Source organism: Streptomyces olivoverticillatus (genome assembly GCF_014203555.1).
In the GTDB taxonomy this organism is placed as follows: domain Bacteria; phylum Actinomycetota; class Actinomycetes; order Streptomycetales; family Streptomycetaceae; genus Streptomyces; species Streptomyces olivoverticillatus.
Window position 1 is genome coordinate 100,072 of record NZ_JACHJH010000002.1, and the last position, 22,419, is coordinate 122,490.

Below are 22,419 nucleotides of genomic sequence, written 5' to 3' on the forward strand. Positions count from 1 at the left end.
GGATCAACCCGACGTGACCGAGGGTAGTGATTCCCCCTGCGTAAGGGGAGGGGCACACGGAGGGCTCAGAGGTACTCGGTGGGCAGCACGGGCTCGCCCCGGGACAGCTGGGTCGCCGACATCGGCAGCTGCGCCCGCGCCGCCGCGTGCCGCTCCCGCGCCGCCGCCAGCGGCTCCCGGGCGACGGTCCCGCCGCCCCGCACCAGCTCCACCAGCAGCTGCCGGTCCGCCAGCTCCGCCGGGACCTCGCCGGTGCCCACGACCTCCGCCTCGGCCACCCCGGAGGCGTCGAGGCGGCGCGCGGCCCACTTGCGGCCGCCGATGGAGGTCTTGCCGCCCATCGACTTCTTGGCCACCGGCCGCAGCGGGGCGTCGGGGCCGGCCTCGTCCGCCCTGGCCACGAGCTTGTAGACCATCGAGCACGTGGGGTGCCCGCTGCCGGTCACCAGCTGGGTGCCCACCCCGTAAGCGTCCACGGGGGCGGCGGCCAGCGAGGCGATGGCGTACTCGTCGAGGTCGCTGGTGACCACGATCTTCGTCTCCTTGGCGCCCAGCTCGTCCAGCTGGCGGCGCACCCGGTGGGCGAGCAGCAGCAGGTCCCCCGAGTCGATGCGGACCGCGCCCAGGTCCGTCCCCGCGACCTCGACGGCGAGCCCGACGGCCTCGGCGACGTCGTAGGTGTCCACGAGCAGCGTCGTGCTCCCACCGAGCGAGTCGACCTGGGCGGTGAAGGCGTCCCGCTCGCTGTCGTGCAACAGGGTGAAGGCGTGCGCACTGGTGCCGACGGTCGGAATGTTGTAGCGGAACCCGGCCGCGAGGTCGGAGGTGGAGGAGAAGCCGCCCACGAAGGCGGAGCGGGCCGCGGCCACGGCCGCCAGCTCGTGGGTGCGCCGGGCGCCCATCTCGATCAGCGGCCGCTCGCCGGCCGCCACCGACATCCGCGAGGCCGCCGCGGCGACCGCCGAGTCGTGGTTGAGGATCGAGAGGATCACCGTCTCCAGCAGCACCGCCTCGGCGAAGGTGCCCTCCACCCGCATGATGGGCGAGCCCGGGAAGTACACCTCGCCCTCGGGGTAGCCCCAGATGTCGCCGCGGAAGCGGTAGTCGGCCAGCCAGGCCAGGGTGGGCTCGTCCACGATGCCGCGGTCGGCGAGGAAGTCCAGCACGCCGCTGTCGAAGCGGAAGTTCTCGACCGCGTCCAGGACCCGCCCGGTGCCCGCGACGACGCCGTAGCGGCGGCCCTCGGGCAGACGGCGGGTGAAGACCTCGAAGACCGCGCGGCGGTCGGCGGTTCCGCCCCGCAGCGCGGCCTGCAGCATCGTGAGTTCGTACCGGTCGGTGAAGAGCGCGGTCGACGGCACGTCCACCGGCAGTCCCAGGTCCGCAGTGTTCATGCTGGGATGCTACCTCCAATACTCGTCAGAGTGACGATTTCTGGTACGGGGCGGTCCGGGGCAGTCCGGGATGCATCGGGCGCGCCGGGGCGAAAACGGGGACCCCTTTGTGCGCGGCGCCTTCGCGAGTGGCAGCATGGGAAACGTGAGTGTTGCACCGGTCGAGATCGAACGACCCGAGACGGGTGAGTCGCCGTTCGCGGTGGCCGAACCCGATGTCCCATGGGTAACGCTGGTGCATAACGACCCCGTGAACCTCATGAGTTATGTGACGTATGTCTTCCAGGCGTACTTCGGCTACCCCAAGGACAAGGCGCACAAGCTGATGCTCGACGTCCACCACAAGGGCCGCGCCACCGTCTCCAGCGGCAGCCGCGAGGAGATGGAGCGCGACGTGCAGGCGATGCACGGCTACGGGCTCTGGGCGACGCTGTCGCAGGACCGTTGATGGCGGGGCACTTCGAGCCGCTGCCCGGCGGCGGGGCCGCCGTCGCCCTGGACGAGGTCGAGGTCTCCATCCTGCGCAGCCTGGCCGTCCAGCTCCTGGAGCTGATCGGACCGGGCGACGAGCAGGGACCGGACGCCGCCGACCCACTGGCCCGGCTGTTCGCCGAGGGCCCCAGCGAGCCGCCCGCCGATCCGGCGCTGGCCCGGCTCTTCCCCGACGCCTACGGCACGCCCGGCGCCGAGCAGGACCGGCAGGAGCGGGCGCACGCGGCCGAATTCCGCCGCTACACCGAGAACGACCTGCGCCAGCGCAAGCGCGAGGACGCCCTCGGCGTCGTCCGCTCGCTGGACTCGCTCACCCTCGCCGGCGACCGCGGCGCCGTGCTGCGGCTGTCTCCGGAGGACTGCCACCGCTGGCTGGGCGCGCTGAACGACCTGCGGCTGACGATCGGCACCCGGCTGGAGATCGGCGACGAGGACGACAGCGACGAGCTCTTCCGGCTCCCCGACGAGGACCCGCGCAAGCCGATGGTGATGGCCTATCTCTGGCTCGGCGGCCTGCAGGAGACGCTCGTCGCGGCACTCATGGCCTGACCTGGGGGTTCTTCTCTCAGGCAAGGCTCAATTCGGCATAACGATCGAATCACTCTGGTGGCGGCTAATAGTGGCCGCCATCACGTATGTCCAGATTTTTTTATGGCGTGCGCCACAAACGCATCGTTGATCTCCTGTTTACACGTGATACTTCTTGCCGACCTGCCTCCGTGACGCCACCCATGTCGCGGCGGGAGCGCTGAGCCGGCCGACCGTCGGCACTTGCAGGACTCCATCCGGGGGGATCGGAACCCGATCCGGAGCAACCGGATCGGTATGGAGAAAGGCGCACCACCATGACCTCTGAGCAGGTCGCCGACCGCACCTCTGTGCGGGACGGAGAGGGAAGCGGCAAGGAAGCTTCCGAGGGTTACCAGCGGGGACTGGGCAACCGACAGATTCAGATGATCGCCATTGGTGGCGCCATCGGCACCGGTCTGTTTCTCGGCGCGGGCAAGGCCATATCGAAGGCCGGCCCCAGCCTGATCCTGGCCTACGCGATTGCGGGCCTGGTCATCTTCTTCATCATGCGAGCGCTCGGTGAGCTGCTCATGTACCGCCCGGTGGCGGGCTCCTTCTCGGACTACGCCCGAGAGTTCCTCGGCCCCTTCTGGGGCTATGTGACCGGATGGACGTACTGGCTCTTCTGGGTCGTCACCGGAATCACCGAGGTGACCGCGGCAGCGACATACGTGCAGTACTGGAACAAGTCGATCCCACAATGGGCTTCGGCGCTGGTCTTCACGGTCATCCTCTACCTCGTCAACCTGATCTCGGTGAAGCTCTTCGGCGAGCTCGAGTTCTGGTTCTCGATGGTCAAGGTCACCGCCATCATCGGCATGATCCTCATCGGCATCGGCGTGATCACCCTCGGCTTCTCCAAGGCCGGTGACACCGCTTCCTTCGATCTCCTGTGGTCGCACGGCGGGTTCTTCCCCAAGGGCATCGGCGGCACGCTGATGACCCTGCAGATCGTGATGTTCGCCTTCCTCGCCGTCGAGCTCGTCGGCGTCACGGCGGGCGAGGCCGCCGACCCCAAGAAGACCCTGCCCAAGGCCATCAACACCGTGCCGTGGCGCATCGCCGTCTTCTACGTGGGCGCGCTCATCATCATCCTGTCCGTGGTCCCGTGGACCGAGTTCATGCCCGGCGTCAGCCCCTTCGTGGCGGCCTTCGCCAAGATCGGCCTGCCCGCCGGTGCCGGAATCGTCAACTTCGTGGTGCTCACCGCGGCGCTGTCCTCCTGCAACTCCGGTATGTACTCCACCGGCCGCATGCTGCGTGACCTGGCCCTCAACGGCCAGGGCCCGAAGTTCTTCGGCCAGCTGTCCAAGAAGGGCCTGCCCCTTCGCGGCACCACCGCCTCCGCCGCGCTGATGCTCGTCGGTGTGTGGATCAACTACCAGTGGCCGGGCCAGGCGTTCAACTACGTCGTCTCCTTCGCCACCATCTCCGGCATGTGGGCCTGGATCATGATCCTGGTCTGCCAGCTCCGCTACCGCCGCAAGGCGGACCGGGGCGAGCTGCCGCAGTCCGAGCTCAAGGCCCCGGGTGCGCCCTGGACCAGCCTCTTCGCGCTCGGCTTCATCTTCATGGTGATCGTGCTCATGGGCATCGACAAGGACGCCCGGATCTCCCTGTACTGCGCGCCCGGCTGGGCCGCGATCATGTGGGTCTCCTACCTCGTCCTGAAGAAGCGCAACCCGCAGGCGTTCGAGCGCAAGGACTACTCGCTCGCCGCCGAGGAGGTCAGCGAGGCCGTCTGACCTCGCCCCTCTTGATCACAGCCGGGCCCTCCCGTACCGCCCCCTCGGTACGGGAGGGCCCTCTGTGTTGTGCGGGTCTGTGCTTATCCTGGCGCGCATGCTGACCATCACACAGGCCCTGTACGACCGGATCGTCGCGCACGCCCGGGCCGACCACCCCGACGAGGCGTGCGGCGTGATCGCGGGCCCGGCCGGCAGCGGCCGCCCGGAGCGGTTCGTCCCCATGCTCAACGCGGCCCGCTCGCCCACGTTCTACGAGTTCGACTCCACGGACCTGCTGGCGCTCTACCGCGAGATGGACGACCGCGACGAGGAGCCCGTGGTCATCTACCACTCCCACACCGCCACCGAGGCCTACCCCTCGCGCACCGACGTCTCCTACGCGGGCGAGCCCGGCGCGCACTACGTCCTGGTCTCCACCGCCGACACCGACGGCGGCGGCCCCTTCCAGTTCCGCTCGTTCCGGATCGTCGACGGCGAGATCACCGAAGAGGACGTCCGCGTCGTCCCGTCCTCCTGACGGGCACCTCCATCGGGTATCCGCCGCATATCGGCCACTGAGACCGACCGGTCCGGATACCGGGACGAACTTCCGAGGGGCGCACGGGGAATCGGTACGATGCGCCCATGGTTCTCACGACGTGAGCCCCCGCGTTCCGCGCGAACCGACTTCGCACTCCGACAGGAGCACACCAGACATGGCCATCGAGGTCCGCATCCCGACCATCCTCCGCACCTACACCGACGGTCAGAAGGCCGTCGAGGGCGGCGGCGCCACGATCGACGAGCTCTTCAAGGACCTCGAGACGCGCCACCCGGGCATCCGCGAGCGCCTCGTCGACGAGGCCGGCGAGCTGCGCCGCTTCGTCAACGTCTACCTCAACGACGAGGACGTCCGCTTCCTCGGCGGTATCGCCACCGAGCTCGGCGACGGCGACAGCGTCACCATCCTCCCGGCGGTCGCCGGGGGAGCGGCCTGAGCGGCGCCGGTCCCGTGCGCTACGAAAACCCCCTGGCCGCGGTGGGCAACACCCCGCTCGTCCGCCTGCCGCGGCTCTCGCCCTCCGACTCGGTGCGGATCTGGGCCAAGCTGGAGGACCGCAACCCCACCGGCTCCGTCAAGGACCGCCCCGCCCTGTACATGATCGAGCAGGCGGAGCGGGACGGCCGGCTCACCCCCGGCTGCACCATCCTCGAGCCCACCTCGGGCAACACCGGCATCTCCCTCGCCATGGCCGCCAAGCTCAAGGGCTACCGCATGGTGTGTGTGATGCCGGAGAACACCAGCGAGGAGCGGCGGCAGCTGCTCGCCATGTGGGGCGCCGAGATCATCCCCTCGCCCGCGGCGGGCGGCTCCAACACGGCCGTACGGGTCGCCAAGGAGCTGGCCGGGCAGCACCCGGACTGGGTGATGCTCTATCAGTACGGCAACCCGGCCAACGCCGGAGCCCACTACGCGACCACCGGCCCCGAAATCCTCGCGGACCTCCCCGAGATCACCCACTTCGTGGCCGGGCTCGGCACCACCGGCACCCTGATGGGCGTCGGCCGCTACCTGCGCGAGCAGGTGCCCGGCGTGCAGATCGTCGCCGCCGAGCCCCGCTACGACGACCTCGTCTACGGCCTGCGCAACCTCGACGAGGGGTTCGTGCCCGAGCTGTACGACGCCTCCGTGCTCACCACGCGCTACTCGGTCGGCTCCGAGGACGCGGTCCGCCGCACCCGCGAACTCCTCGCCGAGGAGGGCATCTTCGCGGGCATCTCCACCGGCGCCGTGCTGCACGCCGCACTGGGGGTGGCGCGCAAGGCCGTACGCGCCGGCGAACGCGCCGACATCGCCTTCATCGTCGCCGACGGCGGCTGGAAGTACTTGTCCACCGGCGTCTACACCGCGGCCACTACCGAAGAGGCCGCCGAGACGCTGCACGGCCAGCTATGGGCGTAGATCCCGCACTACCTGTCTGCGCCGGTCCGTAAAAAACAGAACTGTGCACGGGTGAACTGCTACTACCGATGTTGGCACCCGGCTGACATCATCACGTAGGAGACGCACATGAACTGTCCCGCATGTGGATCTTCGGACACGAGGCAACTCAACAATGGAAACTGGCAGTGCGGAAGCTGCGGCGCAGTCACGGCTGGATAGAGCGGCGTGGGATGCGCTCGCCCCTGAAACGCGTGAGCGGTTGTCGGCGTTCATGTCGCCGGAGGTGTTCACGGTGACCGCCGGCAGCAAGGAGTCGGCCGAGCGTTTCCAGCGCTTCATGGACACGCTGGACCGCGCCGAGCGCCACAAGCCGCTGTAGGCCGCGCCGCTCCGCCAAGCCCTGCTCAAGGCCCCGATCGCGCTTCGCCGAGGCGCGATCGGGGCCTTCCGCGCTCCCGGCCCGCGTCAAGGCCGCGTCCGTCCTGGTGATTCCGCCCACACGCAACCCCGCGAAGGGGCCACCACTCGTTTCTCGCCTTACCCTCGACTGCACCGCATGGCCCCCCGGTTACCAGCCCACGGAGGTTCAGGCCCGTATGAAGCTCACCGTCATCGGATGCTCGGGCTCGTTCCCGTCCACGGAATCGGCCTGTTCGAGTTATCTGGTGGAGGCCGACGGCTACCGGCTCCTCCTCGACATGGGCAACGGTGCCCTGGGCGAGCTCCAGCGCCACATCGGGCTGTACGACCTCGACGCCGTACTGCTGTCCCATCTGCACCCCGACCACTGCATCGACATGTGCGGCTACTTCGTGGCCCGCTACTACCGGCACGACGGCGGCAGGGCGGACGCGATCCCCGTCCTCGGGCCGGAGGGCACCGAGAAGCGACTGGTCACCGCGTACGGCGACGCCCCCGACGACGCCTGCATGGGCGAGGTCTTCGACTTCCGCACGCTGAACGCGGGCAGTGTCACGCTGGGCCCCTTCAGGGTGACGTCGGCCCGGGTGCGGCACCCCGTCGAGGCGTACGCCTTCCGGGTCGAGCACAACGGCTCGTCATTGGTCTACTCCGGCGACACGGGCCCCTGCGAGGCGCTCGACGAGCTGTCCAAGGGCACGGACCTGCTGCTGTGCGAGGCGTCCTTCACGCACGGCAAGGAAGACATCCCGGACCTGCACCTCAATGGCCTCCAGGCGGGCGAATGCGCGGCCCGCGCAGGGGCCGGCCGCCTGATCCTCACCCACATCCCGCCGTGGACGGACCCGCTGACCAACCTCCGCGACGCGCGCTCGGTCTACGACGGGCCGGCGGAACTGGCGCATGTGGGGGCGGTGTACGAGGTGTAGGTACGCGCCCCGGTACGCGCCTCGGAAACGGCGAAGGCCCCCGGAACGGTGTGTTCCGGGGGCCTTCGTCCGTTGCGGGGTTACGCCTTGACCGACTCGGTCTCCTCCTCGGGCTCGCGGCCCGGGGTCGGAAGGTTGAACTTCAGGATGGCGAAGCGGAACACGGTGTAGTACACCGCCGCGAAGCACAGACCCACCAGGACCAGCAGCCACGGCTTGGTGGCGATGCCCAGGTTGAGCACGAAGTCGATGGCACCGGCGGAGAAGCCGAAGCCGTCCTTCATGCCGAGCGCCCAGGTCAGGGCCAGCGACACACCGGTGAGCACCGCGTGGATCGCGTACAGCACCGGGGCGACGAACATGAAGGTGAACTCGATCGGCTCGGTGACGCCCGTGACGAACGCGGTGAGCGCGAGCGAGAGCATCATGCCGCCGACGACCTTGCGGTTCTCCGGGCGGGCGCAGTGCACGATCGCCAGGCAGGCGGCGGGCAGCGCGAACATCATGATCGGGAAGAAGCCGGTCATGAACTGGCCGGCGTTCGGGTCGCCGGCGAGGAAGCGCGCGATGTCGCCGTTCTTGCCGTGGTACTCACCGGCCTGCAGCCACGGGAAGGAGTTCAGCAGGTGGTGCATGCCGACCGGGATCAGCGCACGGTTGGCGACACCGAAGATGCCCGCGCCCACGGCGCCGGAGCCGACGAGCCACTCGCCGAAGTTGTGCAGACCCGCGCCCAGGACCGGCCAGATGAGACCGAAGAGGATGCCGATGATCAGGCCGGCGAAGGCCGAGATGATCGGGACGAGCCGGCGGCCGCCGAAGAAGCCCAGCCACTCGGGCAGCTTCTTGCGGTGGTAGCGCTGGTAGAGCAGCGCCACGACGATGCCCATCACGACGCCGCCGAGGACTCCGGCGTTGACCGGCGCCGCGTTCATGACGATCTTGCCGTCGACGACCGAGGCCACCTTCGGCAGGTTGCTGTCGGTGAAGGTGCCGAGCACCTCCTTGAAGACCAGGTAACCGGCCACGGCGGCGAGCGCCGTGGAGCCGTCCGACTTCTTGGCGAAACCGATCGCCACGCCCACGGCGAAGAGCAGCGCCATGTTGCTCAGCAGCGCATTGCCGCCGGCCGACATGTAACCGGCTATCTTCGTGATGACGGTGGGGAAGGAGTCCCGGCCGAGCATGTCGTGGTTGCCCAGGCGGACCAGCAGGGCGGCGGCGGGGAGCACCGCGACGGGCAGCATCAGGCTGCGGCCGATACGCTGGGCCACTGCCATGGCACCGGCGCCGCGCTTCTTCTCCGGCTGAGCCTTCTGCTCGGGCTGCGCCTTCTGTTCGGGCGCCGTCTTCGCCGGCTCGGCCTTCTTCGCGGGAGCCGCCTTGCCGGCTGCCGTGCCAGCCTTCTTCGGCTTGGGCGACTTCTTCGTCGCCTTCGCGGCCGTACTCATCGGATTCCTCCAGGTGAGGCGGGCGCTCGGGGGAAGGGGGACGGCCCGCTTTTGGTCTACACCACTACTGGTTTAGACCTGTTGTAGCACGTGAGTCGGGCATAAAGGAATCCACGCTTCCGAGTGGCATGAGCCACACACGTAAAGACCGCGTGAGGCAGCGGCGCTGCGTCATGCGGCCCTTACGTCCCGTTGAATTACTTGACGTTCTCCTCCTCGATCGCCTCCGCCACTTCCTCCGGCTCCCGCCCCGGCGTCGCGATGTCGAACACCGTGATCGCCACCCGGAAGACGACGTAATAGACGACCGCGAAGCAGAAGCCGATCGGAAGGATCAGCCACGGCTTCGTGGCCAGCCCCCAGTTGATGACGTAATCGATCAAACCTGCCGAGAAGCTGAACCCGTCGTGACAGCCCAGCTGCCACGTGATGAACATCGACAGGCCCGTCAGCAGCGCATGGATCACGTACAGCAGCGGCGCGATGAAGAGGAACGAGTACTCGATCGGCTCCGTGATCCCCGTGACGAGGGACGTCAGCCCCACCGAGAGCATCATGCCGCTCACCACCTTCCGGTGGTTCGGCCGTGCGCAGTGCGCGATCGCCAGCGCCGCGGCCGGCAGCGCGAACATCATGATCGGGAAGAAGCCCGAGGTGAACTGGCCCGCGGTCGGGTCGCCCGCCAGGAATCGGTTGATGTCGCCGTGCACCACCGTGCCGTCCGGCTTGGTGTAGTCGCCGAACTGGAACCACACGAAGACGTTCAGGAACTGGTGCAGGCCCACCACCAGTAGCGCGCGGTTCGCCACGCCGAAGACGCCCGAACCCGTGGCGCCCAGGTCCACCAGCCACTTGCTGAAGCTCGTCAGGCCCCGGCCCACCGGCGGCCACACCCACAGGCACAGCGACGCGAACACGATCGCCACGAACGCCATGATGATCGGCACCAGCCGCCGGCCGTTGAAGAAGCCCAGCCAGTCCACCAGCCGCACCCGGTGGAAGCGCTGCCAGAACCACGCGGCCAGCAGCCCCATCACGATCCCGCCGAACACCCCCGGGTTCTGGTACGAGGCGGCCGCGGGCGCCCCGCCCGGGGCCGCGCACACCCCGCCCAGCAGACCCACCCCTGTGAACGTCGCCCCGCTCGGACAGACGTCCGGGAACTGGTGCAGCACCGCGTAATAGACGAGGAAACCGGCCACCGCCGCCAGCGCCGTCGAACCGTCCGACTTCTTCGCCATCCCGATGGCCACACCCACCGCGAACAGCAACGGCAGCCCCAGCGAGGAATCCAGCAGCGCGCCGCCCGCGCCCGCCATCACCTTGGCGACGTCCGTCCAGCCCAGACCGTCCTTGCCGAAGACGTCCGGCTGCCCCAGCCGGTTGAGGATGCCCGCGGCGGGCAGCACCGCGATCGGCAACTGCAGGCTCCGGCCCATCTTCTGCAGGCCCTGGAAGAGGGAGTGCCGCCACCGCTTCCGCTGCGGGGCCGCCGCGGCGATCGAACTCATCAGCGTCCTCCCGGCTGGCATACTGGTGTAGACCACTTGAGCCCGCAGGCTTGATCGCCATCCTTCGTCAGGTGGCGGACAAACGCCCGCATAGTTGGTCTGAACGTGGTTTACCGTGGGAAAGCCGGTCGGCGGTACCGCCGAAGGGCCGAGACAATCAGGAGTGCAGATGGCCACCAAGGCTGAGAAGATCGTCGCCGGGCTCGGCGGGCTCGACAACATCGAAGAGATCGAGGGTTGCATCACCCGCCTCCGCACCGAGGTCGTGGACCCCTCGCTCGTCGACGACGCCGCCCTCAAGGCCGCCGGTGCGCACGGCGTCGTGAAGATGGGCACTGCCATCCAGGTCGTCATCGGCACCGACGCCGACCCGGTCGCCGCCGAGATCGAAGACATGCTGTGAGCTGAGCCCCGGCTCGCACGAGGGCCCCGTTCCCGGATTGCCGACGCAACCGGAACGGGGCCCTTCGTCATCCCCTATAGGCTCATCACCATGTCTCGCATCGACGGCCGCACCCCCGACCAGCTCCGCCCCGTGACCATCCAGCGCGGCTGGAGCAAGCACGCAGAGGGCTCCGTCCTCATCTCCTTCGGCGACACCAAGGTCTTCTGCACCGCCAGCGTCACCGAAGGCGTACCCCGCTGGCGCAAGGGCAGCGGCGAAGGCTGGGTCACCGCTGAATACTCGATGCTGCCCCGCTCCACCAACACCCGCGGCGACCGCGAGTCCGTCCGCGGCAAGATCGGCGGCCGCACCCACGAAATCTCCCGCCTCATCGGCCGCTCCCTGCGCGCCGTCATCGACTTCAAGGCCCTCGGCGAGAACACCATCGTCCTCGACTGCGACGTCCTCCAGGCCGACGGCGGCACCCGCACCGCGGCGATCACCGGCGCCTACGTGGCCCTGGCCGACGCCATCACCTGGGCCCAGCAGAAGAAGCTCGTCAAGCACGGCCGCCAGCCGCTCACCGGCACCGTCAGCGCCGTCAGCGTCGGCATCGTCGGCGGCATCCCGCTCCTCGACCTCTGCTACGAGGAGGACGTCCGCGCCGAGACCGACATGAACGTCGTCTGCACCGGCGACGGCCGCTTCGTCGAGGTCCAGGGCACCGCGGAGGCCGAGCCCTTCGCCCGCGACGAGCTCAACAGCCTGCTCGACCTCGCCGTCGCCGGCTGCGCCTCGCTGGACGCGGCCCAGCGCGAGGCCCTGGCCCGCACGCTGTAGCGCCACCCCGCTCCCGGGGGCCACGGGCGTGGCCCCCGGGATAATCGGGAACATGAAGCGCCTGATCCTCGCCACCCGCAACGCCAACAAGGTCACCGAACTGCGCGCGATCCTCGCCGCGGCGGGGCTCGACGTCGAACTCGTCGGTGCCGACGCCTATCCCGAGATCCCCGACGTGAAGGAAACGGGCGTCACCTTCGCCGAGAACGCCCTCCTCAAGGCGCACGCCCTGGCCCGCGCCACCGGCCACCCGGCCGTGGCCGACGACTCCGGCCTCTGCGTCGACGTCCTGAACGGCGCCCCCGGCATCTTCTCCGCACGCTGGGCCGGCCGCCACGGCGACGACAAGGCCAACCTGGACCTGTTGCTGGCCCAGCTCGCCGACATCGCCGACGAACACCGCGGCGCCCACTTCGCCTGCGCGGCGGCCCTGGCCCTGCCGGACGGCACGGAGCGCGTCGTCGAGGGCCGCCTGCGCGGCACCCTCCGCCACGAGCCGGCGGGCGCGGGGGGCTTCGGCTACGACCCGATCCTCCAGCCGCTGGGGGAGACGCGCACCTGCGCCCAGCTGACGGCGGAGGAGAAGAACGCGATCAGCCACCGCGGCGAGGCGTTCCGGGGGTTGGTGCCGGTGGTGCGGGAGCTTCTGGGCTGAGGAAGCCGAAAGGGCGCCCCGTTGTCCAACAGGGCGCCCCTTCGATTTCCAGGTCTGTGCGGCCGGTGGGACTCGAACCCACATGGGATTGCTCCCAAGGGCACCTAAAACCCTCGCTTATACCAATTCAGCAACGACCGCTAGCCGCCAGCCATCGTAGCGGTCTGCCGACCTCCGCGGCACCGGGGCCCGGCTATACCTGACGACGGGCCTACCGGCAGCCTCGTCGGCCCCTGCACCAGGTATCCGTAACGGCATGGCAGTTAGGGCAGAGCAGCCGCAGGTTCTCGCGTTGGTCGTCACGCCGGTCTCCGTCGATGTGATCGACCTCGAGCGGCAGGGGCGGCCCTGCCACATGGGCTCGATGCCGCAGAGCGCGCAGCGCTCGACGACGCCGAGTTGCAGCATCGCTGCCTTGAGCCGACAGTTCTGCTCACGTCGGGCCTTGGGAGAGGTCTGCTCCGTGAGGAGCTCCCGCGGTGTGCGCTTGCGCTGCTTACCCGCCGCAGCCGGGGCGACGAAATGCGACGTGCCGATGCCGAGTGCCCGGACCCGGCGGCTGATGTGGGTGTGGTGCCCCCCACTACTTCGAGGCCCAAGTGCCGCAGCACCTCGCACATGTTCGACGATGCCGTCACCGCAGTCTCGAGGATCTCCTTGGTCCAGCGAGCGCCCTCGCGCTCGAAGCGAGACGTATCGACGCGCAGCTTCTTCATCCGCTCACGGATGTACCGCCGGGACGGACTCTTCGGATCGACTCCGAGTTTGCCCAGTGCCTCGGAGAGCGTCCGTGACGATCGCGCCGCGTCGGTGAGGCGCTCCCTGGTGTACGGACTGACCGGCATGTTTTCCCCTCCCACCCCCGGCACCGACGGGGGCAAGGCACGGCTGAGCAGTCGTGCCCCGTCCCCTGACAGTGACCTCGTATGGAGCAACGAGCGCACGTCCGATCGGTTGCGCCACGCCAGTGCGACCGGGGGTTCCGGGGAGCGGGGCGGAAAGCTGGTAGAGGGCGGAGGGAACGTCGGGGCGGAATTATCCGTCCCTCACTTCGGGGAGCCATACGCCCTTGGTGCCGCCGCCCGTGAGCGAGGAAGAGAGCCGATGACAGACCGCGCCGAGCCGCTTCGCCGGGCCAGGATGCGCACTGTTGTGGCGATCTTCGCGGGGGTTGCCGTGCTGGTGGTCGCCGGGGTGTGGCTGGGGCGGGCCGCCGACCGGGCGAGCGTCGTGGACGAGGCACCCAAGACGGCCGCGGCGCAGAAAGCCCGCACCGGGCAGGCGGCCCAGGACTCGGTGGACGAATCGGTGTCCCGGGAGCTGCCGGGCGTGCGCGACTGCGGAGTGGGCGAGCCGGTGCTGGAGCCGACGATCATCAATCTCGACTGTGCCAACTCCGGCCGCGTGGCCAGCGGTATCCAGTGGGACGACTACGCGGCGGACGGTGCGGCAGGCAGCGGTGTGGTCCAGGTGGGCGGCGCGAACGGCGCCGCGCAGAAGTCGTTCCCGGTGCGGCTGAAGCTGTTCGGGGCCAAGAACGTGGACGGGCTGATGGCATTCACGGCGCTGGAGGTCACGTACACCGGTGCCACGCCCACCGGCCGGTCGACGGAGATGTACTCGATCGCGTGATGGGTATTCGTGGCCGGATCGCGATCGCGATCTCTTTTGTCACCGCGTTGGCGGTCGTGGTCCTCGGCGTGGCGGTGCACCACATCTCGGGGCTGGAGCGGGACCGGCAGGCCCGTGCGAACCAGGACGGGCTGCTGAGTTCGGCGCTGCAGGTGTACCAGCGGGACGGGACGCTGGCGCTGGGCGCGCAGTTGGACGATGCGGCGCTGCCGTTCCCGCTGTCGCAGGCGGTGGCGAAGGGGCAGTCGGGCACGTACCTCAGCGGCGGGGACGATCCGCGGGTGTGGGCGGCGACGCCGGTGGGGGACGACAAGGTGTTGTCGATCTCCGCCTCGTTCCCGGCCGCCGATCCGCTGCAGACCGCGCTGGACCGGGCGTTGGTGGTGGCCGGCGCCGCGACGGTCGCGTTGATGGCGGTGGTGGCGTGGTTCGTGGCGCAGAGCCTGTCGCGCCGGCTGCGGCTGAGTGCGGCGGCGGCGCGGCGGATCGCGGCGGGTGAGCCACAGGGTGCGGACGCGCTGCAGACCGAGGGCCGGGACGAGGTCGCGGAGCTGGGCCGGTCGGTGCATCACATGGCGACGTCGCTGGCGGCGAAGGTGGCCACGGAGCGGCAGTTCACGGCGGACGTGGCGCATGAGCTGCGGACGCCGGTGGCGGGCCTGGTGGCGTCGGCCGAGTTGCTGCCGCACCCGCGCGCGGTGGAGATGGTGCGTGAGCGGGCGCAGACGATGCGGGCGCTGGTGGAGGACCTGCTGGAGGTGTCCCGGCTGGACGCCGGGGTGGAGAGCGCCCACTTGGACGAGGTGGAGCTGCCGTCGCTGGTGCACGGGATCGTGAAGCGGGCGCGGGGCCAGCGGGGTGTGGACGACGTCGCGGTCGAGGTGGTCGGCGAGGGCCGGATCGTGGCGACGGACGCCCGCCGGGTGGAGCGGATCCTGGTGAACATTCTGGCCAACGCGGCGAAGCACGGGCGGCCGCCGATCGAGATCACGGTGGAGGGGACCCGGATCGTGGTGCGCGACCACGGCGACGGTTTCCCCCCGGGGCTGGTGGACCAGGGGCCGCGCCGGTTCCGTACGGCCGCGCCGGAGCGGGGGACGGGCCATGGCCTGGGCCTGACGATCGCGGTGGGGCAGGCGGCGGTGCTGGGGGCGCGGCTGGAGTTCGGGGAGGCGGAGGGCGGCGGGGCCACGGCCGTCCTCGACCTGCCGGAGGCCGAGGACGTGCCGGAGGAGGAGCGTCCGGTGTGCCGGGGGGCGGCTGTTACAGCCCCAGGTCCTTGATGATCTTCGCGACGTGGCCGGTGGCCTTGACGTTGTAGAGGGCGCGCTCGACCTTGCCCTCCTCGTCGACGATCACGGTGGAGCGGATGACGCCGGTGACGGTCTTGCCGTAGAGCTTCTTCTCGCCGAAGGCGCCGTAGGACTCGAGGACCTGCTTGTCGGGGTCGCCGAGGAGGGTGACCTTCAGGGCTTCCTGCTCGCGGAACTTGGCGAGCTTCTCGGGCTTGTCGGGGGAGATGCCGATGACCTCGTAGCCGTGTCCGGCGAGGAAGGCGAGGTTGTCGGTGAAGTCGCAGGCCTGCTTGGTGCAGCCGGGGGTGAGGGCGGCCGGGTAGAAGTAGACGATGACCTTGCGGCCCTTGTGGTCGGCGAGGGAGACCTGCTTGCCGTCCGCATCGGGCAGGGTGAAGGCGGGTGCGGTGTCGCCGGGCTGCAGTCGCTCGCTCATGGCTCTCCTCGGTCTTCGGGGGTTTTCCCGCCGGGTGGGCGGTTACGTCCCGAGGGTAGCCAGCCCGTCGATCGGGGGTGCCGCGGGGCGGGGAGCCGGGGGGACTGACAGACTGTAGTCATCACTCTTCATCACTCTTATCGACGAGACGGAGGCAGCGCGGTGGCGGAAGCCAGGACCCCTGCGCAGATCGAGGCGGACATCGCCCGACGGCGGCAGGAGCTCGCCGTGACGCTCGACGAGATCGGGGTGCGGATGCACCCGGCGACGATCATCGGGGACGCCAAGGCGAAGGTGGCCTCGAAGGTGGACCAGACCGCGGGGCGTGCGTACGTGGCGGCGAACCGGGTCGTCTCCGAGGTGCGGTCGCGTTTTGTGGACGAGGTCGGTGCGCCGCGGCTGGAGCGCATTGTTCCCGTGGCGATGCTGGCGGTGGGTGTGGTCGGGCTGATCACGGTGTCGCGGCGCCGCAAGCGGTAGCCGTTGTTGACGGATCCGTGTGCGGATCGGGGCCCTGTGGCGCCGCTGCCGTGCGCGGACGGGTACGGTCGTGGCGTGAGTACGAACACCACGCACGACAAGCTGCCCATCCGGATGCTCCACGACCGTGTGCTGGTCCGGACCGATATCCCCGAGGGTGAGCGCCGGTCCACCGGTGGCATCGTCATTCCGGCGACCGCGGCGGTGGGCCGCCGTCTCGCCTGGGCCGAGGTGGTGGCGGTCGGGCAGAGCGTGCGCACGGTGGAGCCGGGCGACCGGGTGCTGTACGACCCGGAGGACCGCGCCGAGGTGGAGGTGCGCGGCGTCGCTTACGTGCTGATGCGCGAGCGGGATCTGCACGCCGTGGCGGCGGAGCGGCTGGAGGGGTCGGAGGACTCCACGGGGCTCTATCTCTGATTCGCCCCTTTTGATACGGTCGTCATCACCCGACGAGACGCGCCGTACCGGGTCAGGACAAGACGACGCACCCCTGATGTTCTCTTCCAGGAGGTGCCGTCATGGCATGGGTGCTGCTCGCCGCCGCCGGTCTGCTCGAAGTCGGCTGGTCCGTCGGCATGAAGTTCACCGAGGGTTTCACGCGGCTGTGGCCGAGCGTGTTCACGGTGGCGGGGATCGTGGCCAGCATGCTGCTGCTGGCGCAGGCCGCGCGGACGCTGCCGATCGGTACGGCGTACGGCGTGTGGGTCGGTATCGGTGCGGCGGGTGCGGCGGTGCTCGGCATGACGGTGCTGGGTGAGCCGGCGACCGCCGCCCGCGTCTTCTTCATCTGTCTGCTGCTGGTGGCCGTGGTGGGTCTGAAGGCCACCAGCGGTCACTGAGTCCGGCGCTAGGGCGTGTCCGATGGGTCAGCACAGGCCCCGCGACGCCTGGCACGGCACCTCGCCGCGTTGTCGCATAACCCGAGTACGCCCAGTACGCGGGTCATGCTCCGCCTTGCGATGCACCGCGCCAGACGCCGCGGGGCCCGCACTGACCCATCGGACACGCCCTAGTAGTCGTATCCGAGGATGTCGCCGCGGCCGAGCGGGCCGTGACCCTCCTTGCCTTCGCCGGGCGGCCCGAAGGTCGGCGGCCCCGGCGGGGTCGGGAAGCCCGGACCGCCCGGGACCGTCGGGGGCGCCGGGAAGGTCGGCGGTCCCGGCGGGCCGGTGGGCACGGAGGGGATGGAGGGCGGGGCCGAGGACGAGGGCGGGGCGCTGCTCGACGGGGCCTCGGAGGGTGCGGGGGGCTCCAGGGTCGGGGTGCCCGCGCCGCTCTCCAGCTGGAGGTCGAAGTCCTTGGCCTCGGTGCCCTGCAGTGCGTCGGAGGTGTACGCGGCCCAGATCTGGGCGGGGAATCCGCCGCCGTTGATGCGGGGCAGACCCGCGGCTCCGTAGAGCGGCTTCTGGTCGCCGGTGTCGGAGTCCTGGCCCATGACGGCGACGACGGTGGCGAGGTCCGGGGTGTAGCCGGCGAACCAGGCGGCCTTGTCCTCCTCGGCGGTGCCCGTCTTGCCCGCCGCGGGCCGGCCGGCCGCCTGGGCGGGCCGGCCGGTGCCGCTCTCCACGACGCTCTGCAGGATGGAGGTGGTGGTGTCGGCGGACTCGCGCGAGACGACCTGCTTGGTGTCCTTGGTGTCCGGCAGTGGTACGTCCTCGGCGGCCTTGGAGACCTTGTCGACCAGGGTGTACGGGCCGTGCCTGCCGTGGTTGGCGAGGGTGGCGTAGGCCTGGGCCATGTCGAGGACGCTGGCGGTGGCCACGCCGAGGGCGATGGAGGGGGTCGCGGTGAGGTCGGGGGTCTTGGCGGGGACGCCGAGGGCAACGGCGGTGTCCTTGACCTTGCCGGGGCCGACGTCCTGGGCCATCTGTGCGTAGACGGCGTTGACGGAGAGGTCGGTGGCCTTGGTGACGGTGATCTGGCCGTAGGACTTGTCGTCCTCGTTGGACGGGTTGTAGCCGACGGGGCCGTTCGGGCCCTGGACCTGGCGCTGGTTGGTGCCGTCGTAGAGGGTGTTGGGCGTGATTTTGACGCCCTGCTGGGTGGTGGCGTCGTTGTCGACGGCCGAGGTGAAGACGAACGGCTTGAAGGTGGAGCCCACTTGATAATCGCGCCGGGTGGCGTTGTTGACGTACTGCTTGGTGTAGTCGATGCCGCCGTAGAGGGCGACGACCTTGCCGGACTTGGGGTCGACGGAGGCTCCGCCGGCGCGGACGTAGCGGTCGACCTTGTTGTCGTCGCTGAGCTGGCTCATCAGCTGGTCGCGGACGGCGGAGACGAAGGCGTCCTGCTTCTTCCTGTCGATCGTGGTGGTGATGCGGTAGCCGCCGGCGGCCAGCATCGTCTCGTCGACGATCTTGTTGCCGGTGAGGTAGTCCTTGACCGCTTCGACCAGATAGCCGCGCTGTCCGGACATGCTCAGGCGCGGCTTGGCCTTGCCGGGTGCGGGGAACTTCATGGCGGCGCGGTCGGGCTGGGCGAGCCAGTTCTTCTTCACCATGCCGTCGAGGACGTAGTTCCAGCGGGCCAGGGCGCGCGGCTTGTTCTCGGGGTGCGCGCCCACGTCGTAGGCGCTGGGGGCGTTGAGGAGGGTGGCCAGGTAGGCGCCTTCGGCGGTGCTGAGCTTGTCGGAGTCCTTGTTGTAGTAGGCCTGGGCGGCGGCCTGGATGCCGTAGGCGTTGCGGCCGAAGTAGCTGGTGTTGAGGTAGCCCTCGAGGATTTCGTTCTTGCTTGATTCGCGGTCGAGTTTGATCGCGATGAAGAACTCCTTCACCTTGCGGCTGATGGTCTGTTCCTGGCCGAGGTAGTAGTTCTTGACGTACTGCTGGGTGATGGTGGAGCCGGACTGCTTGCCCTTGCCGGTGACGGTGTTCCAGGCGGCGCGGAGCATCGCCTCGGGGTTGACGGCCGATTCGGAGTAGAAGTCGCGGTCCTCGGCGGCCAGGACGGCGTGCTGGACGTCCTTGGGGACCTTGCTCAGCGGCACGCTCTCGCGGTTGACCTCGCCGTCGCGGGCGAGCTGGCTGCCGTCGGAGTAGAGGAAGACGTTGCTTTCGGCGACGGCGGCCTTGTTGGCCGCGGGGATGTCTACCAGCATGTAGCCGGCGATCAGGCCGCCCGCAATGAGTAGGAAGATCAGCAGAAGGCCCCCGAGCACCATCCGCCAGGTGGGCAGGGCGCGGCGCCAGCCGGTCCGTTTGCGCCGGCCGGGGGCGGCGGCCCGGCCGGGCGCGGCGGCGGTGCCCCTGGGCGTCCAGCCCTGCGGCGGCGCGGCACCCTCGCCACTGGGACGTCGGTGTGACTGCTCGTCGCTCATGTCTCCTGGGACTCCTCGGCCGCCGCCGGGGTTGTGCGGCCGCGGCGAAGCGGTGTTGTGCCTTGTCGCATCCTGCGGTTTGGCTGACCGGTGCAGCCTGCCGATGACGGCTCTGTGCGGGCCGTCCGGGGCAGTTGATCACTCCAAAGGGTGAAAATCCATGGTCGGTTGATGACGGTCGCGGCTAGGCTCCTGCATTTGCTCGGCTTCTCCCGCTGCGGGTCCGGCAGGCGGGCGCAGGGCGGGTGTCCGGTGCGGGTTCGGTGAGATTTCGTATGAGTTCGTACCGGTTCAACGAGGAGGGGGGTGTGCGGGATGCGGCTGTATGCGGCCGTCGCGGTGAGCGGTTTCCGGCGGTACGCGACGTACCGGGCCGCCACCGCGGCCGGGGTGTTCACCAATACGGTCTTCGGATTCATCGTCGCGTACACCTTCAAGGCGCTGTGGAGCGAACGGCCGCACCTGGGCGGCTACGACCAGGCGCAGGCGCTGACGTTCGTCTGGGTGAGCCAGTCGCTGCTGGCGGTCGGGGCCCTGATGGGCGGGGGTTTCCAGGAGGAGTTCCAGGAGCGCGTGCGCTCCGGCGACATCGCCGTGGACCTCTACCGCCCCGCGGACCTGCAGTTGTGGTGGCTGGCGAGCGATCTGGGCAGGGCGGCCTTCCAGTTGCTGGGGCGCGGGGTGGTGCCGCTGGCCGTGGGCGCGCTCGCCTTCGAACTGGCGCTGCCCGCCAGCCCCTTGACCTGGCTGGCCTTCCTGCTCTCGGTCTTCCTGGGCACGGTCGTGGGGTTCGGGGTGCGCTATCTGGCGGGCCTGTGCGCCTTCTGGCTGCTCGACGGTACGGGCGTCAACGTGCTCTGCGGGCTGCTGGGCGTCTTCCTCACGGGGATGCTGCTGCCGCTGAATGTGTTTCCCGGGGCGCTCGGCGAGATCGCACGGGCGCTGCCGTGGTCGGCGATGCTCCAGGTGCCCGTGGACGTCGTCCTCGGCAGGCACCACGGGGCGGGGCTGGTGCGGGCGCTGGGCTTCCAGGCGGCGTGGGCGGCGGTGCTGCTGCTCGCCGGGCGGGCGGTGCAGGCGGTGGCCGCCCGGAAGGTGGTGGTGCAAGGTGGCTGAGCCACGCCCGCGGCGCCTGTCCGCCCCCTACGAAGGGGTGCGCGCCTACTGCCTCGTCGTCGGCATGTGGGTGCGCTCGACCATGGCCTACCGCACCTCGTTCGTGATGATGGCCCTCGGCAACTTCGTGGTGACGGCGCTCGACTTCGCCGCCATCCTGATCATGTTCTCGCACATCGACACGCTCGGCGGGTTCACCCTGGCCGAGGTCGCCTTCCTCTACGGGACGACGAGCACCTCCTTCGGGCTGGCCGATCTCGTCCTGGGCAACATGGACCGGCTGGGCCGCCGGGTCCGCGACGGCACGCTGGACACGCTCCTGGTGCGGCCCGCGCCCGTCCTCGCCCAGGTCGCCGCCGACCGCTTCGCGCTGCGCAGGCTCGGCCGGATCAGCCAGGGGGCGCTGCTGCTGGTGTGGTCGCTGGTGCGGCTCGACATCGCGTGGACGCCGGTCAAGGTGCTGCTGGTGCCGGTGATGCTGGTCAGCGGGGCGCTGATCTTCGGGGCGGTGTTCGTGGCGGGCGCGGCCTTCCAGTTCCGGGCCAATGACGCCTCCGAGGTGCAGAACGCCTTCACCTACGGCGGCACGACGATGCTGCAGTACCCGCCGACGGTCTTCGCCACGGACCTGGTGCGCGGCGTCACCTTCGTCATCCCGCTCGCCTTCGTCAACTGGCTTCCCGCGCTGCGCATCCTGGGCCGCGAGAACCCGCTGGGGCTGCCGGGCTGGGTGGACTTCGCCTCGCCGGCGGTGGCGCTGGCGTGCTGCGCGCTGGCGGGGCTGGCATGGCGGTCGGGGCTGCGGGGCTATCGCAGCACGGGAAGTTGAGGGGAGCGAAGGACGGCATGGACGACTTCATCGAGCTCGACGGCGTCGAGAAGGTCTTCGAAGTGCGCCGCAGGACGGGCTTCCTGCGGCGCACGCGCACCGAGGTGCGGGCGGTGGACGGCATCAGCTTCCGCGTGGCCCGCGGCGAGATGGTCGGCTACATCGGCCCCAACGGGGCGGGGAAGTCCACCACCATCAAGATGCTCACCGGCATCCTCGTCCCCAGCGGCGGTCGGCTGCGCGTGGCGGGCATCGACCCCTCGCGCGAGCGGACGAGGCTGGCGCGCCGCATCGGCGTGGTCTTCGGGCAGCGCACCACGCTCTGGTGGGACCTGCCGCTGCGCGACTCCTACGGCCTGGTGCGCCGCATGTACCGCATTCCCGACGCCCGTTACCGCGCCAACCTCGACCGCTGCGTCGAGCTGCTCGACCTCGGCGCGCTGCTCGACGTGCCCGTACGGCAGCTCTCGCTCGGGCAGCGGATGCGCGGGGACATCGCGGCCGCGCTGCTGCACGACCCCGAGGTGCTCTACCTGGACGAGCCGACGATCGGCCTGGACGTGGTGAGCAAGGCGAAGGTCCGGGAGTTCCTGCGGGACGTGAACGCCGAGCGCGGGACGACCGTTCTGCTGACCACCCACGATCTGACCGACATCGAGCAGTTGTGCAAGCGGGTGATGGTCATCGACCACGGCCGGCTCGTCCACGACGGCGCCCTGGACGGACTGCATGCGATCGGCGAGAGCGAGCGCATGCTCGTGGTCGATCTGGAGCGAGAGCTTCCGCCCATTGACGGCATCCTCGGCGCCCGCACCGTCAAGGTCGAAGGCCCGCGCCAGTGGCTGGCGTTCGCGGCCACCCGGAGCGCGGCGCCCGTCGTGGCGGCCGTCGCCGAGCGGTATCCGCTGGTGGACCTGTCGGTGCGGGAGCCGGACATCGAGGAGGTCATCGCCCGGATGTACGCGGGCAGGGCATCACTGTGACGCCTTCGAACAA

Annotated in this window: 24 protein-coding genes, 1 tRNA gene, 1 pseudogene and 1 riboswitch; of the genes and pseudogenes, 19 read left to right on the forward strand and 7 right to left on the reverse strand. The window is 69.7% G+C overall.

Features of this window, described 5'->3' with window-relative positions; all coding sequences use genetic code 11:
* Positions 1-65: 65 nt before the first annotated feature.
* Positions 66-1,394, reverse strand: coding sequence for a nicotinate phosphoribosyltransferase (locus FHS39_RS05870; RefSeq protein ID WP_184346959.1), 1,329 nt, complete (start codon positions 1,392-1,394; stop codon positions 66-68).
* A 136-nt stretch (positions 1,395-1,530) separates the two neighbouring features.
* Between FHS39_RS05870 and clpS the strand changes: the two genes are divergently transcribed.
* From clpS to FHS39_RS05910, 8 genes are all read left to right on the forward strand, one after another.
* On the forward strand, positions 1,531-1,842 hold the full coding sequence (gene clpS / locus FHS39_RS05875) for an ATP-dependent Clp protease adapter ClpS (protein WP_184346961.1): 312 nt from the start codon (positions 1,531-1,533) through the stop codon (positions 1,840-1,842).
* Positions 1,842-2,435, forward strand: coding sequence for a DUF2017 domain-containing protein (locus FHS39_RS05880; RefSeq protein ID WP_184346963.1), 594 nt, complete (start codon positions 1,842-1,844; stop codon positions 2,433-2,435). The genes clpS and FHS39_RS05880 overlap by 1 nt, the downstream gene beginning before the upstream one ends.
* 296 nt (positions 2,436-2,731) lie before the next feature.
* Positions 2,732-4,201 carry an amino acid permease gene (locus tag FHS39_RS05885; RefSeq protein ID WP_184346966.1) on the forward strand — a complete coding sequence of 490 codons (1,470 nt, stop codon included), beginning with the start codon at positions 2,732-2,734 and terminating at the stop codon, positions 4,199-4,201.
* 97 nt (positions 4,202-4,298) lie between these two features.
* Complete coding sequence (locus FHS39_RS05890; protein ID WP_184346969.1) at positions 4,299-4,721, forward strand: M67 family metallopeptidase; 423 nt, start codon at positions 4,299-4,301, stop codon at positions 4,719-4,721.
* A 178-nt stretch (positions 4,722-4,899) separates the two neighbouring features.
* Complete coding sequence (locus tag FHS39_RS05895) at positions 4,900-5,181, forward strand: MoaD/ThiS family protein (protein ID WP_184346971.1); 282 nt, start codon at positions 4,900-4,902, stop codon at positions 5,179-5,181.
* A gap of 14 nt (positions 5,182-5,195) precedes the next feature.
* Positions 5,196-6,146, forward strand: a complete 951-nt coding sequence (locus FHS39_RS05900) for a cysteine synthase (RefSeq protein ID WP_184346973.1) — start codon at positions 5,196-5,198, stop codon at positions 6,144-6,146.
* Between the two features lie 108 nt (positions 6,147-6,254).
* Entirely contained in the window at positions 6,255-6,347 is a 93-nt protein-coding gene (locus FHS39_RS25990; protein ID WP_107430956.1) for a transposase, read from the forward strand.
* A 377-nt stretch (positions 6,348-6,724) separates the two neighbouring features.
* Positions 6,725-7,477, forward strand: coding sequence for an MBL fold metallo-hydrolase (locus FHS39_RS05910; protein WP_184346975.1), 753 nt, complete (start codon positions 6,725-6,727; stop codon positions 7,475-7,477).
* Between the two features lie 80 nt (positions 7,478-7,557).
* Here FHS39_RS05910 and FHS39_RS05915 read toward each other — a convergent pair whose 3' ends face one another.
* The gene (locus tag FHS39_RS05915; protein ID WP_184348665.1) at positions 7,558-8,757 is read right to left on the reverse strand and encodes a PTS transporter subunit EIIC; all 1,200 of its coding nucleotides are present in this window, start codon (positions 8,755-8,757) and stop codon (positions 7,558-7,560) included.
* A gap of 368 nt (positions 8,758-9,125) precedes the next feature.
* Complete coding sequence (locus FHS39_RS05920; protein ID WP_184346977.1) at positions 9,126-10,439, reverse strand: PTS transporter subunit EIIC; 1,314 nt, start codon at positions 10,437-10,439, stop codon at positions 9,126-9,128.
* Positions 10,440-10,608: 169 nt separating this feature from the next.
* Here FHS39_RS05920 and FHS39_RS05925 point away from each other — a divergent pair, with 169 nt between their 5' ends.
* The 3 genes from FHS39_RS05925 (at position 10,609) to rdgB (ending at position 12,319) form a co-directional block, all read left to right on the forward strand.
* Positions 10,609-10,842 (forward strand): PTS sugar transporter subunit IIB, encoded by a 234-nt coding sequence (locus FHS39_RS05925; RefSeq protein ID WP_184346979.1) that lies wholly within the window; start codon positions 10,609-10,611, stop codon positions 10,840-10,842.
* Positions 10,843-10,932: 90 nt separating this feature from the next.
* Positions 10,933-11,664, forward strand: coding sequence for a ribonuclease PH (rph, locus tag FHS39_RS05930; protein WP_184346981.1), 732 nt, complete (start codon positions 10,933-10,935; stop codon positions 11,662-11,664).
* Between the two features lie 52 nt (positions 11,665-11,716).
* Positions 11,717-12,319: an RdgB/HAM1 family non-canonical purine NTP pyrophosphatase gene (rdgB, locus tag FHS39_RS05935; RefSeq protein ID WP_184346983.1), complete on the forward strand. Its 603-nt coding sequence runs from the start codon at positions 11,717-11,719 to the stop codon at positions 12,317-12,319.
* 57 nt (positions 12,320-12,376) lie between these two features.
* Here the strand turns inward: rdgB and FHS39_RS05940 are convergent.
* Both FHS39_RS05940 and FHS39_RS05945 read right to left on the reverse strand, forming a co-directional pair.
* Positions 12,377-12,460: transfer RNA gene (locus FHS39_RS05940), tRNA-Leu, on the reverse strand.
* A 70-nt stretch (positions 12,461-12,530) separates the two neighbouring features.
* Positions 12,531-13,164: pseudogene (locus tag FHS39_RS05945) on the reverse strand (HNH endonuclease).
* 259 nt (positions 13,165-13,423) lie between these two features.
* On the opposite strand from FHS39_RS05945, the gene FHS39_RS05950 reads away from it, so the two are divergent.
* Positions 13,424-13,951: a hypothetical protein gene (locus FHS39_RS05950; protein WP_184346985.1), complete on the forward strand. Its 528-nt coding sequence runs from the start codon at positions 13,424-13,426 to the stop codon at positions 13,949-13,951.
* Complete coding sequence (locus tag FHS39_RS05955; RefSeq protein ID WP_184348667.1) at positions 13,951-15,234, forward strand: sensor histidine kinase; 1,284 nt, start codon at positions 13,951-13,953, stop codon at positions 15,232-15,234. The genes FHS39_RS05950 and FHS39_RS05955 overlap by 1 nt, the downstream gene beginning before the upstream one ends.
* Here the strand turns inward: FHS39_RS05955 and bcp are convergent.
* Positions 15,215-15,682 (reverse strand): thioredoxin-dependent thiol peroxidase, encoded by a 468-nt coding sequence (gene bcp / locus FHS39_RS05960; protein WP_184346987.1) that lies wholly within the window; start codon positions 15,680-15,682, stop codon positions 15,215-15,217. The genes FHS39_RS05955 and bcp overlap by 20 nt on opposite strands.
* Positions 15,683-15,844: 162 nt before the next feature.
* Here bcp and FHS39_RS05965 point away from each other — a divergent pair, with 162 nt between their 5' ends.
* The 3 genes from FHS39_RS05965 to FHS39_RS05975 all read left to right on the forward strand — a co-directional run bounded on the left by FHS39_RS05965 (position 15,845) and on the right by FHS39_RS05975 (position 17,001).
* Positions 15,845-16,162: a DUF3618 domain-containing protein gene (locus tag FHS39_RS05965; RefSeq protein ID WP_184346989.1), complete on the forward strand. Its 318-nt coding sequence runs from the start codon at positions 15,845-15,847 to the stop codon at positions 16,160-16,162.
* A 114-nt stretch (positions 16,163-16,276) separates the two neighbouring features.
* The gene (locus FHS39_RS05970; RefSeq protein WP_048831771.1) at positions 16,277-16,579 is read left to right on the forward strand and encodes a GroES family chaperonin; all 303 of its coding nucleotides are present in this window, start codon (positions 16,277-16,279) and stop codon (positions 16,577-16,579) included.
* A gap of 5 nt (positions 16,580-16,584) precedes the next feature.
* Positions 16,585-16,651: riboswitch (guanidine-III (ykkC-III) riboswitch) on the forward strand.
* 29 nt (positions 16,652-16,680) lie between these two features.
* Positions 16,681-17,001: a DMT family transporter gene (locus tag FHS39_RS05975; protein ID WP_184346991.1), complete on the forward strand. Its 321-nt coding sequence runs from the start codon at positions 16,681-16,683 to the stop codon at positions 16,999-17,001.
* Positions 17,002-17,171: 170 nt separating this feature from the next.
* On the opposite strand, the gene FHS39_RS05980 is transcribed toward FHS39_RS05975, so the two are convergent.
* The gene (locus tag FHS39_RS05980) at positions 17,172-19,478 is read right to left on the reverse strand and encodes a transglycosylase domain-containing protein (protein ID WP_184347001.1); all 2,307 of its coding nucleotides are present in this window, start codon (positions 19,476-19,478) and stop codon (positions 17,172-17,174) included.
* Positions 19,479-19,793: 315 nt separating this feature from the next.
* Here FHS39_RS05980 and FHS39_RS25315 point away from each other — a divergent pair, with 315 nt between their 5' ends.
* The 3 genes from FHS39_RS25315 (at position 19,794) to FHS39_RS05990 (ending at position 22,406) form a co-directional block, all read left to right on the forward strand.
* Positions 19,794-20,594, forward strand: a complete 801-nt coding sequence (locus tag FHS39_RS25315; protein WP_246469972.1) for an ABC transporter permease — start codon at positions 19,794-19,796, stop codon at positions 20,592-20,594.
* 64 nt (positions 20,595-20,658) lie between these two features.
* Positions 20,659-21,423: an ABC transporter permease gene (locus tag FHS39_RS05985; RefSeq protein WP_246470017.1), complete on the forward strand. Its 765-nt coding sequence runs from the start codon at positions 20,659-20,661 to the stop codon at positions 21,421-21,423.
* Between the two features lie 17 nt (positions 21,424-21,440).
* Positions 21,441-22,406 (forward strand): ABC transporter ATP-binding protein, encoded by a 966-nt coding sequence (locus FHS39_RS05990; RefSeq protein WP_184347012.1) that lies wholly within the window; start codon positions 21,441-21,443, stop codon positions 22,404-22,406.
* The last annotated feature ends 13 nt before the right edge of the window (positions 22,407-22,419 follow it).